This window comes from Streptomyces aureus, assembly GCF_000725495.1.
GTDB lineage: Bacteria > Actinomycetota > Actinomycetes > Streptomycetales > Streptomycetaceae > Streptomyces > Streptomyces aureus_B.
The window spans coordinates 49,882-65,390 of the sequence record NZ_JNZD01000023.1 but is presented as its reverse complement, the minus strand read 5'-3'; the positions used below and the strand labels follow the sequence as shown (position 1 = coordinate 65,390).

The window sequence follows — 15,509 nt, the reverse complement described above, 5'->3', positions numbered from 1 at the left end:
GGTCAGGCGCCGAGTTCGCGGACCGCCTCCGCGAACGCGTCACCGCGCTTGTTGTAGTTGGCGAACATGTCCATGGACGCGCAGGCCGGGGCCAGCAGCACCGTGTCCCCGGGCTCGGCGAGCCCCCTGGCCTCCTGGACCGCCGCGAGCATCGCCCCAGTGTCGGTCCGACCGAGGTCGACGACCGGTACCTCGGGGGCGTGTCGTGTGAGGGCTTCGTGGATCAGCGCGCGGTCCGCGCCGATCAGGACGACGCCCCGCAGCCGCTTCGCCGACCGGGCGACCAGCTCGTCGAAGGTCGCTCCCTTGGCGAGGCCGCCGGCGATCCACACGATCGACTCGTAGGCCGCCAAGGAGGCTTCCGCGGCATGCGTGTTGGTGGCCTTGGAGTCGTCGACGTAGGCGACCTCGTCCACGTCGGCCACGTGCGCGATGCGGTGCGCGTCGGGGGTGAAGTCCCGCAGTCCGTCCCGTACGGCCCGGGGAGGCACCCCGAAGGCACGCGCGAGGGCCGCCGCGGCAAGGGCGTTGGCGATGTTGTGCGGGGCGGGCGGAGTGACGTCGGAGACCTCCGCCAGCTCCTGGGCGTTCTTCTGCCGGTTCTCGACGAAGGCGCGGTCGACCAGGATGCCGTCCACGACGCCGAGTTGGGAGGGTCCGGGGGCACCGAGGGTGAAGCCGACGGCGCGGCAGCCCTCCTCGACGTCCGCGGCGCGCACCAGGTCCTCGGTGGCCTTGTCGGCCACGTTGTAGACGCAGGCGATCCGATTGCCCTCGTAGATACGGCCCTTGTCGGCGGCGTACGCCTCCATGGAGCCGTGCCAGTCCAGGTGGTCGGGCGCGAGGTTCAGCACGGCCCCGGAGTGGGCGCGCAGCGAGGGCGCCCAGTGGAGCTGGTAGCTGGAGAGTTCGACGGCGAGGACGTCGTACTCCTCCTCGCCGAGGACCGCGTCGAGGAGGGAGACGCCGATGTTGCCGACGGCGGCCGTGCGCAGTCCCGCCGCCTTCAGGATGGAGGCGAGCATCTGGACGGTCGTGGTCTTGCCGTTGGTGCCGGTGACCGCGAGCCAGGGGGCCGGCTTCCTGCCGTCCAGTTCCCGCAGCCGCCAGGCGAGTTCGACGTCGCCCCAGACCGGGACGCCCGCCGCGGCGGCCGCGGTGAACAGCGGCTTGTCCGGCTGCCAGCCGGGCGCGGTGACGATGAGCTCGGTGCCCTCGGGCAGGGTCGCGCCGTCACCGAGGCGCACGGTGACGCCGAGCGCCTCCAGCTCGGCGGCCTGCGCACGGGCCCGTTCGTCGTCGCCGTCGTTGACGACGGTGACGATCGCGCCGAGGCCGCGCAGGACCTTGGCCGCCGGGATTCCCGAGACGCCGAGGCCGGCGACGGTGACGTGCTTTCCCTGCCAGTCGGTCACTTCTTGGCTGCCCATCCTGCGTAGAAGAGGCCGAGTCCGACAATCACGCAGATTCCCTGGATGATCCAGAAGCGGACCACCACGAGGACCTCGGACCAGCCCTTGAGTTCGAAGTGGTGCTGCAGCGGTGCCATGCGGAAGACGCGCTTCCCGGTGAGCCGGAACGAGCCGACCTGGATGACGACCGACATGGTGATGAGGACGAACAGGCCGCCCATGATGGCCACCAGCAGCTCGGTGCGGGAGAGGATGGCCAGGCCGGTGAGGACACCGCCGAGGGCGAGCGAGCCGGTGTCGCCCATGAAGATCTTGGCGGGCGACGTGTTCCACCACAGGAAGCCCAGGCAGGCGCCCATCAGCGCGGAGGCCACGACGGCCAGGTCCAGTGGGTCGCGCACCTCGTAGCAGGCGCCGGGGTTGGTCAGGGTCGTCGCGTTGGCGCAGGACTCCTGGAACTGCCAGACGCCGATGAACGTGTAGGCGCCGAAGACGAGTACGGAGGCGCCGGTGGCGAGACCGTCGAGACCGTCGGTGAGGTTCACGCCGTTCGACATCGCGAGGATCATGAACAGCGCCCAGAGCACGAACAGCACCGGGCCGATGGTCCAGCCGAAGTCGGTGATGAACGACAGCTTGGTGGAGGCCGGGGTGTTGCCTCGGTTGTCCGGGAACATCAGCGCGAGCACCGCGAAGGAGATGCCCACGATCAGCTGCCCGGCCATCTTCGCCTTGGCCCGCAGACCGAGCGAACGCCGCTTGACGATCTTGATGTAGTCGTCCAGGAAGCCGACCATGCCCATGCCGAACATCAGGCCCAGCACCAGCAGACCCGAGTAGGTCGGCGCGTAACCGGTGATGATCTTGCTCAGGAAGTACGCGGCGATCGTCGCCAGGATGAAGGCGATACCACCCATGGTCGGCGTACCGCGCTTGCTGGCGTGCTCGCGCGGGCCGTCGTCGCGGATGTACTGGCCGTAGCCCTTGCGGGCCAGCAGCTTGATCAGCAGCGGAGTGCCGGCCAGGGTCAGGAACAGACCGAGGACTCCCGCGAACAGGATCTGCTTCATCATCGGGCGGAAACCTCACCCTCGGTACCGTCGGCGAGCAGCGCGAGCGCCACCCGTTCCAGCCCGACGGACCTGGACGCCTTCACGAGCACGACGTCCCCTGGGCGCAGCTCGCTGCGCAACAGGTCGACAGCCGCCTGTGCGTCGGACACGTGCACCGACTCCTCACCCCACGAACCCTCGTTATATGCGCCCAGTTGCAGCCAGGACGCTTCCCTGCCCCCGACCGCGACGAGCTTGCCGACATTGAGCCGGACGGCAAGCCGTCCGACCGCGTCGTGCTCGGCGAGCGCCTCGTCCCCGAGCTCGGCCATCTGACCGAGCACCGCCCACGTGCGACGCCCCTTGCCCATGGCCGCGAGCGCGCGCAGGGCGGCCCGCATCGACTCGGGGTTCGCGTTGTAGGCGTCGTTGACGACCGTCACGCCGTCCGGACGCTCGGTGACCTCCATCCGCCAGCGGGAGAGGGAGCCCGCCTCGGAGAGCGCGCGGGCGATCTCGTCTGCGGACATGCCCAGCTCATGGGCGACGGCGGCCGCGGCGAGCGCGTTCGACACGTGGTGCTCACCGTACAGGCGCATGGTCACATCACTGCACCCGGAGGGTGTGCGAAGACTGAAGGAAGGCTGTCCGCTCTCCGTGAGCCGGACGTTCTCGGCCCGTACGTCCGCTTCGCCGGACTCTCCGAAGAGGATCACGCGCGCCTTCGTGCGCGACGCCATGGCGCGTACGAGGGGATCGTCCGCGTTGAGGATCGCGGCGCCGTCCTCGGGAAGGCTCTCGACGAGCTCGCCCTTTGCTTGCGCGATCTGCTCCCGGCCGCCGAACTCGCCGATGTGCGCGGTGCCCACGTTCAGCACGAGCCCGATCCGCGGAGGGGTGAGCTCCGTCAGATAGCGGATGTGGCCGATGCCGCGGGCGCCCATCTCCAGCACGAGGAACTTCGTCTCCTCGGTGGCGCTGAGCGCGGTGAGCGGCAGTCCGATCTCGTTGTTGAGGGAACCGGGTGTGAAGACGGTCGGCGCCTTGCTCCCGAGGACCTGGGCGATCAGGTCCTTGGTGCTGGTCTTGCCCGCGGAGCCGGTGAGGGCCACGAGGGTCGCGCCGAGCCGTTCGACGACGTGGCGGGCGAGGGCGCCGAGGGCCGTCTGCACGTCGTCGACGACGACGGCGGGCACGCCGACGGGGCGGGACGCCAGGACGGCGGCCGCGCCTGCCTCGATCACCGCCTCGGCGTAGTCGTGGCCGTCCACGCGTTCGCCGACGAAGGCGACGAAGAGGCTGCCGGACTCCACTTCACGGGAGTCCCTGACGACCGGTCCGGTGACCTGGAGCTCCGGATCCGGTATGTCGTACGTCTGCCCGCCGACGACTGCTGCGATCTCGGCGAGAGAGAGGGCGATCACAAGTTCATCCCTGGGTCTGCTGGATAGCTTCGCGGAGCACCTGGCGGTCGTCGAAGGGACGCACCACCCCGGCGATGTCCTGGCCCTGCTCGTGGCCCTTGCCCGCGATCAGGACGGTGTCGCCCGGCTTTGCGCGCGCGACGGCCGCGGCGATCGCGGCGGCCCGGTCCTCGAAGACCTGGACCTCGCCCCGCTCGTGGGCCGGTACCTCGGCGGCTCCCGCCAGCATCGTGGCGAGGATGGCGAGCGGGTCCTCGGAGCGGGGGTTGTCGGAGGTGAGGACGGCGGTGTCGGCGAGCCGGGCCACGGCCGCGCCCATCGGCTTGCGCTTGGTCCGGTCGCGGTCGCCGCCGCAGCCGAGGACCACGTGCAGCCGGCCCTCGGTCACCTTGCGCAGGGCGCGCAGGACGGATTCGACGGCGTCCGTCTTGTGGGCGTAGTCGACTACGGCGAGGTAGGGCTGGCCCTCGTCCACGCGCTCCAGCCGGCCCGGGACCCCGGGGACGGCGGCGATGCCGTCGGCCGCGGTCTGCGCGTCGATCCCGGCGGCCGCGAGGGCGACGATCGCGGCGAGGGTGTTCGCCACGTTGAAGGGGCCGGCGAGCGGCGAGCGGGCGGTGATCCGCTCGCCCTTGGGGCCGACCGCGGTGAACGTGGAGTCCATCGGGCCGACTTCGACCTCCTCGGCGCGCCAGTCGGCGTCTGGGTGGCCCTCGGCGGAGAAGGTGACGACCGGGACGGTGGCCTCGCCGGCGAGCCTGCGGCCGTACTCGTCGTCGAAGTTCACGACGCCCAGCCGGCTGCGCCGGGCGGTGAACAGCTGCGCCTTGGCCTGGAAGTAGTCCTCCATGCCCGTGTGGAACTCCATGTGTTCCGGGCTGAGGTTGTTGAAGACGGCGACGTCGAAGACGCAGCCGTCGACGCGGCCGAGGACCAGCGCGTGGCTGGAGACCTCCATCGCGACCGAGTCGACCCCGCGCTCGCGCATGACGGCGAACAGGGCCTGGAGGTCGGTGGCCTCGGGCGTGGTGCGCTCCGACTTGATGCGCTCGTCGCCGATGCGCATCTCCACCGTGCCGATCAGGCCGGTGGAGCGGACCGTCCGCAGACCGCCCTCGACGAGGTAGGCCGTCGTGGTCTTGCCGGAGGTGCCGGTGATGCCGATCTGGAGGAGATCGCGCCCCGGGTGGCCGTAGATGGTCGCCGCGAGCTCGCCCATGGAGCCGCGCGGGTCCTCCACGACGAGGACGGGCAGACCGGTGGCCGCGGCGCGCTCGGCGCCGGTCGGGTCGGTGAGCACGGCGACGGCGCCGAGGCCGGCCGCCTGGGTCACGAAGTCGGCGCCGTGCAGGCGGGCGCCGGGCAGCGCGGCGTACACGTCGCCGGGGCGCACGGCCCGGGAGTCATGGGTGATGCCCGTGACCCCGGCGTCGCTCCCCGGGTTCTCGGCACCCAGCTGATCGGCCAGCTCCGCGACGGGGATGGCGGAGACGTGAACCGGACGCGGCGGCCCCGGAATGGTCACGGGAACGCCCTTCTGGGTGGTTTGGGACTGATCAGCTTGTGGCACGGCGGTGAGCGTACCGGGCTCACCCCCGCCGGGGCGAAGCGAGGGCGCGGACGGGGTCCGCGGGGCGGGCTGGTTCCCGGGGTCCGGGGTGATCGATGTCACGAGTGGTTCCTGGTCCGTTGTGCGTGGGTGCTGATCAGGGCGTGCGGTCGGGGGCGGTCACGGCGTGAAGTCGACGGGCAGCCGGGCCGCCTTGGCTCCGGTGGGCGGGACCTGAAGGGTCTTGAGGGCGAACTCCATCACCTGCTTGAACACGGGTCCGCAGATCTGGCCGCCGTAGTAGAGGCCCTTCGTGGCGTTCTGGATCGCGCAGTAGACGGTGATCCGGGGCTTGTCGGCCGGGGCGAAACCGGCGAACGAGGAGGTGTAGCCGTGGTACTTGCCGGTGGCCGGATCCACGCGGTTGGCCGTACCCGTCTTGCCCGCGACCCGGTACCCGGGGATGCGCGCCTTGATGCCGGTGCCCTGCTTGTCGTCCACCACGGACTCCAGCATCTGTGCGAGTGTCTTCGCCGTCTTCTCGCTCACGACCCGGTTCTTCTTCGGCGCGGGCGCGGGGACGAAGCGGCCGTCGGGCCCCTTCGTGCCGCGCACCAGGGTGGGCTCGATGCGGACGCCGCCGTTGGCGATCGTGGAGTAGACGGAGGCCGCCTGCATCGCGTTGATCGACATGCCCTGGCCGAAAGGGATCGTGTACTGCTGCGAGGTCGACCACTTGTCGGCGGGGGCGAGGATGCCCGCCGTCTCGCCGGGGAAGCCGAGCCCGGTGTGGCTGCCGATGCCGAACTTGCGCAGATACGAGTAGAGGACCTGGTTGGCCTGTTTCTGGGTCTTGCCGAGCTGGCCGGTCGCCAGGATGGTGCCGATGTTGCTGGACATGGCGAGCACGCCGTTGAGCGTCAGGTTCCAGGTCTTGTGGTCGACGTCGTCCTGGAAGAGACGGTCGCCGCGGTGCAGCCGGTTGGGCACGACGACATGGGTCCCGGGGGTCGCCACGTTCTCCTGGAGGACGGCGGCCATCGACATCAGCTTGGCGGTGGAGCCGGGCTCGTAGGCGTCCTGAAGGGCCGCGTTGCCCATGGCCGCCGCGTTGGCCTGGGTGAGGTCGTTGGGGTCGAAGCCGGGCGCGTTGGCCATGGCGAGGACCTGGCCGGTCCGCGTGTCCTGCACTATCACGTAGCCGCGGTCCGCCCGGGACTTCTTCACCTGCTGGGAGATGGCGTCCTGCGCGGCCCACTGGATGTCCCGGTCGATGGTGAGCTCGACGTCGGAACCGGCCACGGCCGGTGTCTCGGTGGAACCCACGGTCGGCACCTGGCGGCCGCCGGACTGGGCGTAGCGGATCTTGCCGTCCTTGCCGGTGAGGTCCTTGTTCAGCTGCTGCTCGATCCCGCCGCCGCCCTTGCCTTCGGCGTTGACCCAGCCCAGTATCCCGGCGGCGAGGTCGCCGTTCGGGTAGACGCGCTTGCTGGCCGGGACCGCGAGGACCCCCGCGAGGACGTTGACGGTGCCCCCGCCGGTGCCGGCCTTGGCCGCGAGCGTGCTCTTGAGGTCCTTGATCTGCTGCCAGACCTGGGGGGTGCGACGGTGCGCCAGGAGGGTGTAGCGGGTGTTCTTCGTCCGCAGCTTCCTGGCGACGGTGTCGACGTCCTGGCCGATGATCGGACCGAGGAGGGCCGCGGCCTGTTCGGGGGCGTCGTCCACCTTGGTGGCCTCGCGGGTGAACATCGTCGGGTCGGCCGTGATGTCGTACGCGTCCACGCTCGTGGCCAGCTCGACGCCGTCGCGGTCGGTGATCCCGCCGCGCTCGGCGGCCAGGGTGCGCCCCACGTACCGGTTCTGCTCGGCCTTGGCGGCGTAGGTGCCGGCGTCCACCGCCTGCACCTGGAGCAGCCGTACGACGAACGCGATCATCACCAGGGTCAGCGCGAGGCTGACCATGCGCAGACGCGGGCGGGGGCTGCCGAGCCGGATGACGCGCGGGCCGTCGGAGCGGGCGGGGGCCGGGCGGCGCACGGGGCGTCCGCCGGGGCCCGGCCGGCTCCGGCCGGCGGGGCGTGCGGGCCTGGCGGGGCCGGGCACCCGACGGCGCGGCGGTTCCCTGTCGGACACTTCCGTCACCTGCCGGGGGTCGTGGAGGGCTGAGCGGACGGGGCGGGGGTCCGGGCCGCGGACGGCGTCGGGCCCTGGGTGCGCGGGGCCGGGGCGAGGACCTCGGGCGGGGGGACCATCGGCGCGCGGGCGGCGGAGCCGGCGGCCCCGGGGACGCCCTTGACCGTGCCGTCGGGATCGAGGAAGGCGGGGTCGCCGCCGGGGACCATGCCGAGTTCACGGGCGCGGCGCTGGAGGGCGTCGGGGGCGGAGTAGGCGTCCACGTCCCGCTGGAGGGCCTGCTCCTCGTCGGTGAGGCTCTTGGTGTCCTTCTGGAGGTCGTCGAGGCGGAACGCGCCTTCGCTGAGCGCCGAGTTCAGGACGAGGAGGCCGATGAGGCCGCCGCCGAGGAGCAGGACGACGAGGAGCACGAACGGGGTGCGGGCGGCCTGCCCGGCACCGGCCGGAAGGAGCCGCGCGAGCCGGGCCGCCCGCCCCCTGAGTTCAGGCTTGCCGCTCACGCGCCCTCCCGGTGGTTCTGGCGAGCCGGCTTCACGGCCGCTCCCTGGGTTCGGTTCCCCTTGTCACGAAACCGCGGCGGGTCCGGTTCCCGGACTCACGGGGCGGCCACGGGTCCGGAAGCCCGTGCACCGCGCTCCGGCGGGTCCGGCCTCCGGGTCCGGGGCGTCGCGCGCGTCCGGCCTCCCAGCTCACGGCCCCTCCTTCTCCCCGCGCCTCACTCGGCGGAGTCCTCGCGGATGCGCTGCGCCCCCCGCAGCCGGGCGGGAGCCGCCCGGCGGTTCTCGGCGACCTCTTCCTCGGTGGGAAGTTCGGCACCGCGGGTGAGGAGCTTGAGCCGGGGCTGGTAGCGCTCGGGGACGACCGGCAGCCCGGGCGGCGCGGTGGTGGCGGCACCGGCCGCGAACACCTGCTTGACCAGCCGGTCCTCCAGCGAGTGGTACGACAGCACGGCGATGCGTCCGCCGACGGCGAGCGCCTTCACGGCCGCGGGGATCGCCCTCTCCAGGACGCTCAGTTCGCCGTTGACCTCGATGCGCAGCGCCTGGAAGGTGCGCTTGGCGGGGTTGCCGCCGGTGCGCTTGGCGGCCTGGGGCAGCGCGTCGCGGATCAGTTCGACGAGGCGGGCGCTGTTGGTGAAGGGCTCCTTGTCCCGCTCGCGCACGACGGCCGAGACGATCCGCTTGGCCTGCTTCTCCTCGCCGTACGCCCGCAGGATCCGCACCAGTTCGCCCGGCGGATAGGTGTTGAGCACCTCGGCGGCGCTCATGCCGGTCGTCTGGTCCATGCGCATGTCGAGCGGGGCGTCCTGCGCGTAGGCGAATCCCCGGTCGGCCTCGTCGAGTTGCATGGAGGAGACGCCGAGGTCGAACAGGACGCCCTGGACGCGGTCGATGTCCAGGCGGTCGAGGACCTCGGGGAGTTCGTCGTAGACGGCGTGCACCAGGGAGGCGCGCTCGGCGTAGGGGGCGAGCCGCTCTCCGGAGAGGCGCAGCGCCTCCTTGTCGCGGTCCAGGGCGACCAGCCGCACTCCGGGGAACCGGGTGAGCAGTGCCTCGCTGTGACCGCCGAGCCCGAGCGTGCAGTCGACGACCACGGCGCCCGGCTCGGTGAGGGCGGGGGCCAGCATGTCCAGGCACCGGTCGAGCATGACCGGGACGTGACGGCTCTGCCCGTCCGGCCGCCCGCCGTCGGCCCCGTCGCCCTCGTCGGGAAGCGCTTCGCGCCCTTGCATTCCGGGCCCTCTCAGGTCCGGCGCGGCCATACGCACCGCCGGGTCCCCACCCGCTCGGGAAGGGGAGGTCCGCCGGCGCCGGATGAGTGGCGTCGGCCGACCGGGAGCGGGAGGAGGCCGAGCCGTACGTACGCGCCGCGCACGTGGGGAGAGTCCGGAAGGTCGCCGGGTCTCCAGGGAAAACAGTCCAGCGGGGAGAGCCTCGCCTCCCACTTCGCGTCACTTTAGTCCACGGTGTCGCGCGGTCAATCAACCGGCATGCGCGTCGCGGACGGCGCCCGGACCGAAGCGGCGGATCCGGAAGAATCACCCGAACGGGCACCTCGTCACCGCCCGTGTGGATTACCTCACAACAAGTCGCGATGACATTCTTTGTCCCCTCTCACAACAGGCCTCGCCCACACGTGACCAGTAACGTCGCAGCCATGACGACTTCCGCATCCGTTCCCGCCGAGCCCGAAGACGCCATAGGCGGGGAGCACTCGATCACCGACCGTCTCGTCGAGGCGAACGGTAAGTACGCCGCCGCCTTCGCCGACCCCGGGATGGACGCCCGCCCCGTACAGCGGGTCGCCGTGGTCGCGTGCATGGACGCCCGCCTCGACCTGCACGCCGCACTCGGCCTGCGCCTCGGCGACTGCCACACCATCCGCAACGCGGGCGGCGTGGTCACGGACGACGTGATCCGTTCCCTCACCATCAGCCAGCGGGCCCTCGGCACCCGCAGCGTGGCCCTCATCCACCACACCGGCTGCGGTCTGGAGTCCCTCACCGAGGAATTCCGGCACGACCTGGAGATGGAGGTCGGCCAGCGCCCCGCGTGGGCGGTCGAGGCCTTCCGGGACGTCGACCAGGACGTACGGCAGTCGATGCAGCGCGTGCGCACCTCCCCCTTCCTGGTGCACACCGACGACGTCCGCGGCTTCGTCTTCGACGTCACGACGGGTCTGCTGCGGGAGATCGACCCCGCCTGACCCGGTCCCGCCGAAGGCCCCGGTCGCCGGCTCTCCGCAGCTCGTGGGACCCTTCTCAGCACGAAAACCCCGGCCGTCCGCCGGCCAAAGGACCGTAAGAACTGACATATCGCGGCCACTTGTCCACAGGCGGATGACACGAACCGGTAACGGCAACAAGAATGCGGGTGTGGCGTCACGCGGAACCTTTCGCGCGTGGTGCCCGTGTTTCGGGGTGGGCCGGTCCGCACAGGGCGTCGGCCCGAACGGGCCGAGGAGGGCCGGGTGACGACCTATGACGATCGAGCGAGCCTCACGGATCTGACCGCCACTGCGGAGCGTGTCCGCGGTTCGGTGGAAGCAGTGATCGAGGGCAAGCCTGAGGTCGTACGGCTTTCGCTGACCGTGCTGCTCGCCGAGGGACATCTTCTGATCGAGGATGTCCCCGGCGTCGGCAAGACCATGCTGGCCAAGGCGCTGGCGCGTTCCATCGACTGCTCGGTGCGGCGCATCCAGTTCACGCCCGACCTGCTGCCCTCGGACATCACCGGGGTGTCCATCTGGGACCAGCAGCGTCAGGACTTCGAGTTCAAGCCGGGCGCGATCTTCGCGCAGATCGTGATCGGCGACGAGATCAACCGCGCCTCGCCCAAGACGCAGTCCGCGCTCCTGGAGTCGATGGAGGAGCGGCAGGTCACCATCGACGGGCAGACCTACGAACTGCCGAGCCCGTTCATGGTGGTGGCCACCCAGAACCCGGTCGAGATGGAGGGCACCTACCCGCTGCCCGAGGCCCAGCGCGACCGCTTCATGGCCCGGGTCTCCATCGGCTACCCCAGCGCCGACGCCGAACTGCAGATGCTGGACATCCACGGCGGCGTGAACCCGCTGGACGACCTGCAGCCGGTCGCCCACGCGCACGACATCGTGAAACTGATCGACGCGGTCCGCACGGTCTACGTCGCCGAGGCCATACGCCGCTACACGGTGAACCTGGTGGCCGCCACGCGCACCCACCCCGACCTCAGACTCGGCGCCTCACCGCGCGCCACCCTGCACCTGCTGCGCGCGGCGAAGGCGTCCGCCGCCCTCAGCGGCCGCGACTACGCGCTGCCGGACGACGTGCAGGCACTCGCGGTCGCGGTCCTGGCCCACCGCCTGCTGCCCACGGCCCAGGCGCAGTTGAACCGCCGCACCTCGGAGCAGGTGGTCCAGGAGATCCTGCAGCGCATCCCGGTGCCTGCCGACTCCGGCCCCTCGACGGGCCGGGGCGCGCCCACCTACGGTCAGCAGCCGCCCCGGAGGCTGTGATGACGCAGGCGAGCGCGGAACACTCCGCCGAGGACAAGGGCGGGCTGCGCACCGCGCTCGCCGGTCTCACCACGCGCGGCCGCTCGTTCCTGGCGGCCGGCGTGGCCGCCATGATCTGCGCGTACGTCCTCGGGCAGAGCGACCTGCTGCGGGTCGGCCTGCTCCTCGCGGTGCTGCCGCTGGTCTGCGCGACCGTGCTGTACCGCACCCGCTACCGGGTCGCGGGCAGCCGGAGCCTCTCCCCCGGGCGGGTACCGGCCGGCTCCGAGGCCCGCGTGCACCTGCGCATGGACAACATCTCCCGGCTGCCCACGGGCCTGCTGATGCTCCAGGACAAGGTGCCCTACGTCCTCGGCCCGCGCCCGCGCTTCGTGCTGGACCGGGTGGAGGCCGGCGGCCGCCGCGAGGTCTCGTACCGCGTGCGCTCGGACCTGCGCGGCCGCTATCCGCTGGGCCCGCTCCAGCTGCGGCTGACCGACCCGTTCGGCATGTGCGAGCTGACCCGCTCCTTCTCGGCGTACGACACCCTGACCGTCATCCCGCGGGTCGAGGGGCTGCCGCCGGCGCGGCTGACCGGTGAGGCGCAGGGGTACGGCGACGGACGCCAGCGCTCCCTCGCGCTGGCCGGCGAGGACGACATCATTCCGCGCGGGTACCGCTACGGCGACGACCTGCGCCGCGTGCACTGGCGGCTCACCGCCCGCTACGGCGAGCTGATGGTCCGCCGCGAGGAGCAGCCCCAGCGTTCGCGCTGCACGGTGCTCCTGGACACCCGGGGCATCGCCTACCAGGGCGCGGGACCCGACTCGGCGTTCGAATGGGCCGTCTCGGGAGCGGCGTCCACGCTGCTGCACATGCTCGAACGCGGCTTCTCGGTGCGCCTGCTGACCGACACCGGCAGCTCGGTGCCCGGCGAGGGCGCCGACGGGTTCGCCGGCTCGAGCCAGGAGTCGGCGGACACGGCCGGGATGATGATGGACACGCTCGCCGTCGTCGACCACTCGGACGGCACGGGCCTCTCCCGGGCGTACGAGGTGCTGCGCGGCGGCAACGCAGGACTGCTGATCGCCTTCCTCGGCGATCTTGACGAGGAGCAGGCCGCGGTGCTCGGCAAGATGCGCCGGCGCAGCGGCGGGGCAGTGGCCTTCGTGCTGGACAGCGACTCCTGGGTGCGGGAGCCGTCCGACGTGCCCGGCCCGTCGGACGAGAGCACGGACCCGCTGCGCATGCTGCGCGAGGCGGGCTGGACCGCCGTGAAGGTGCCGCGGGGGGCCTCGCTCGCCGACCTGTGGCGCGAGGCGGACCGTCAGCGCACCCATGTGGCGTCGACGGGGACTACCTCGGGGGGTGGCGTATGAGCGGGCGGGCCCGGCTGGCGCTGTGCGCGGCGGCGGCCACACTTTTGACGTCGTGCGCGCTGCTGCCGCTGGTGAGCCCGGCGACCTGGATCTTCCAGGCGGCGTTCCTGCTGGCCCTGCAGACCGGCGTCGGCGCCCTGGCCCGGCGGGTCCCGCTGGCCCGGCCGCTGACCGTGGCGGTGCAGGCGCTGGTGACGCTGATGCTGCTGACGCTGGCCTTCGCCCGGCACCAGGCCCTCGCCGGGATCGTCCCCGGACCCGAGGCCTTCCAGCACTTCTCGGCGCTGCTGCGGGCGGGCGCGGACGACGTCGGCAGGTACTCGATCCCGGCCCCGCTGTCGGACGGGATCCGGCTGATGGTGGTCGGCGGTGTCCTGGTGATCGGGCTCGCGGTGGACACCCTCGCGGTGACCTACCGCAGCGCCGCGCCCGCGGGTCTTCCGCTGCTCGCCCTGTACTCGGTCGCCGCGGGCCTCTCCGGCGGCGGCGCGGCCTGGCTGTGGTTCCTGCTCGCGGCCGCCGGCTATCTGATGCTGCTGCTCGCCGAGAGCCGGGACCGGCTCTCCCAGTGGGGCCGCGTCTTCGGCGGAGCGGCCAGGACACCCGGCCCGGCACCCGCGAGCGGTGCGGTCGCGCCCGTGCGCACCGGGCGGCGGATCGGCGCGGTCGCGCTCGGCGTCGCCCTGTTCGTGCCGCTCGCCCTGCCCACCTTCGACGGCGGTCTGCTGGACGCCGCGGGGCGCGGTTACGGCAACGGCGCCGGGAACGGGCCGATCTCCTCGGTGAACGCGCTGGTCGCGCTCCGCGACAACCTGAACGTCGACGTGGACCGCACGGTCATGACGTACCGCACGGACACCTCCGACACCCAGAACATGTATCTGCGGATCGTCTCGCTGGACGACTTCGACGGCACCGCGTGGAAACCGACCCGGCGCCACACCGAGGACGTGCCGGGGACGTTCCCGGCCCCGGCCGGACTCTCCGGAGAGGTCAAGCGGGCCACCGTCCGGACGCGGATAGCGGCGGCCGACTGGTACGCGCAGGACTGGCTGCCGATGCCGTACCCGGCCAGCAAGGTGGACATCAGCGGCAGCTGGCGCTACGAACCCGTCGGGCGCACCCTCAACGGCGACCACGGGCAGAACACCCGTGGCGTGCAGTACGAGGTCACGAGCCTGATGGTGGAGCCGACCGCGCACCAGCTGGCGACCGCCCCGGAGCCCTCGCCCGCGATGAAGCGCGAGTACACCAGGGTTCCGGCGTCGCTGCCCGAGGTGGTGGCGAAGACGGCCCGGAAGGTGACCGCGGGGTCGGCCAACCACTACGAGCAGGCGGTCAAGCTCCAGGACTACTTCGCCGTCAGCGGCGACTTCCGCTACAACACCCAGGTGCAGGCCGGCACCGGGGCCCGGGCGATCGCCAACTTCCTGAAGGAGAAGGAGGGCTTCTGCGTCCACTTCTCCTTCGCGATGGCGTCGATGGCGCGGACGCTCGGGATTCCCGCCCGGGTGGCGGTGGGCTTCACGTCGGGCACTCCGCAGGCGGACGGTTCGATGTCGGTGGGGCTGCGGGACGCGCACGCCTGGCCCGAGCTGTACTTCGAGGGCGTGGGCTGGACCCGCTTCGAGCCGACCCCGAGCCGGGGTTCGGTGCCGTCGTACACCCAGCAGTTCACGCCGGGAAGCGCCGAGTCCGCGGCCCCGAAGCCGACGTTCTCGTCGTCCGCGGCGCCCTCGGCCGAGCCGTCGGCGAGCGAGAGCTGCTCGCCGAAGCTGCGGAAGCTGGCGGCCTGCCCGGACCAGTCCTCGGCGGCGGCGATCGGTCCCCGGGAGGACGACGGGCACTGGACCGGGCTGGTCCTCGGCACGCTGGGCGCTCTCCTGGTCCTGGGAGTGCTGCTGCTGCCGCTGATGTGGCGGACGCGGGTGCGGGCGGTCCGGCTCGGCGGTCACGGCCGCTCCGAGGCGGAGGTGGCGGCCCACACGCTGGGCGCCTGGGCGGAGGTGACCGACACGGCGTGGGACCACGGGATCGCGCCGGAGGAGTCGGGGACCCCGAGGAGGACGGCCGAGCGGATCATCAGGCTGGGCAAGCTGGAGCCGGACGCCGCGGCCGCGGTGCACCGGCTGGCCGAGGCCGTTGAGCAGGTTCTCTACGCCCCGCGCCCCCGTCCGGTGGCGGGTCTCGCGAACGACGCGCGCCTGGTCGGGAAGTCCTTCGGCGCCGGTGCGAGCCGTCCCGCGCGGCTGCGCGCTCTGCTCGCGCCTCGTTCGGCCGTCCGGGTGATCTGGAGGTTCTCGGACTTCCGGACGCGCCTGCGAACCCGGCTGGCCGCCCGCCGGCGGGCCCTGTTCCAGCGCCCGTCGAGCCAGAACGGCTGACGTCACCGGCCTCGGCCCCCGTCCCGCACCAAGACCGTGCGCGGCGGGGGCCGAGGCGTCCGGGAGGAGCGACGCGGGCAGGGCCCGGGACCGCCGAGGGGGCCGTGCCGGGCCGTGCACCAGGGCGGTGACGGGCCACAGCCGGTGCACCGGAGCCGCCGGGCGGGGTGCGTTTCGGAGGGGGTTCGTACCTACGCGTGA

General features: G+C 72.1%; 11 protein-coding genes. 4 read left to right on the top strand and 7 right to left on the bottom strand.

The genetic code is table 11. From position 1 onward, the window contains the following. Positions 1–2: 2 nt before the first annotated feature. The 7 genes from murD to rsmH all read right to left on the bottom strand — a co-directional run bounded on the left by murD (position 3) and on the right by rsmH (position 9,302). The gene (murD, locus tag IO36_RS25605; RefSeq protein WP_037623303.1) at positions 3–1,430 is read right to left on the bottom strand and encodes a UDP-N-acetylmuramoyl-L-alanine--D-glutamate ligase; all 1,428 of its coding nucleotides are present in this window, start codon (positions 1,428–1,430) and stop codon (positions 3–5) included. Continuing rightward, positions 1,412–2,482, bottom strand: a complete 1,071-nt coding sequence (mraY, locus tag IO36_RS25600) for a phospho-N-acetylmuramoyl-pentapeptide-transferase (protein WP_037623376.1) — start codon at positions 2,480–2,482, stop codon at positions 1,412–1,414. Before mraY ends, murD begins: the two co-directional genes overlap by 19 nt. Next, positions 2,482–3,888 carry a UDP-N-acetylmuramoyl-tripeptide--D-alanyl-D-alanine ligase gene (locus IO36_RS25595; RefSeq protein ID WP_037623302.1) on the bottom strand — a complete coding sequence of 469 codons (1,407 nt, stop codon included), beginning with the start codon at positions 3,886–3,888 and terminating at the stop codon, positions 2,482–2,484. The genes mraY and IO36_RS25595 overlap by 1 nt, the downstream gene beginning before the upstream one ends. A gap of 4 nt (positions 3,889–3,892) precedes the next feature. Beyond that, positions 3,893–5,413, bottom strand: coding sequence for a UDP-N-acetylmuramoyl-L-alanyl-D-glutamate--2,6-diaminopimelate ligase (locus IO36_RS25590; protein WP_037623301.1), 1,521 nt, complete (start codon positions 5,411–5,413; stop codon positions 3,893–3,895). Positions 5,414–5,617: 204 nt separating this feature from the next. Then, a complete protein-coding gene (locus tag IO36_RS25585) occupies positions 5,618–7,570 on the bottom strand; it encodes a peptidoglycan D,D-transpeptidase FtsI family protein (protein WP_280923756.1) in 1,953 nt (650 codons plus the stop codon). 5 nt (positions 7,571–7,575) lie between these two features. Continuing rightward, a complete protein-coding gene (locus IO36_RS25580; protein WP_037623299.1) occupies positions 7,576–8,070 on the bottom strand; it encodes a cell division protein FtsL in 495 nt (164 codons plus the stop codon). A 215-nt stretch (positions 8,071–8,285) separates the two neighbouring features. Further along, a complete protein-coding gene (gene rsmH, locus IO36_RS25575) occupies positions 8,286–9,302 on the bottom strand; it encodes a 16S rRNA (cytosine(1402)-N(4))-methyltransferase RsmH (protein ID WP_078943435.1) in 1,017 nt (338 codons plus the stop codon). Positions 9,303–9,727: 425 nt separating this feature from the next. Between rsmH and IO36_RS25570 the strand changes: the two genes are divergently transcribed. From IO36_RS25570 to IO36_RS25555, 4 genes are all read left to right on the top strand, one after another. Next, positions 9,728–10,276 (top strand): beta-class carbonic anhydrase, encoded by a 549-nt coding sequence (locus IO36_RS25570; RefSeq protein ID WP_037623298.1) that lies wholly within the window; start codon positions 9,728–9,730, stop codon positions 10,274–10,276. A gap of 264 nt (positions 10,277–10,540) precedes the next feature. After that, positions 10,541–11,566, top strand: coding sequence for an AAA family ATPase (locus IO36_RS25565; protein ID WP_037623297.1), 1,026 nt, complete (start codon positions 10,541–10,543; stop codon positions 11,564–11,566). Continuing rightward, on the top strand, positions 11,566–12,924 hold the full coding sequence (locus tag IO36_RS25560) for a DUF58 domain-containing protein (protein ID WP_037623296.1): 1,359 nt from the start codon (positions 11,566–11,568) through the stop codon (positions 12,922–12,924). The genes IO36_RS25565 and IO36_RS25560 overlap by 1 nt, the downstream gene beginning before the upstream one ends. After that, positions 12,921–15,308 (top strand): transglutaminase TgpA family protein, encoded by a 2,388-nt coding sequence (locus IO36_RS25555; protein ID WP_037623294.1) that lies wholly within the window; start codon positions 12,921–12,923, stop codon positions 15,306–15,308. The genes IO36_RS25560 and IO36_RS25555 overlap by 4 nt, the downstream gene beginning before the upstream one ends. The last annotated feature ends 201 nt before the right edge of the window (positions 15,309–15,509 follow it).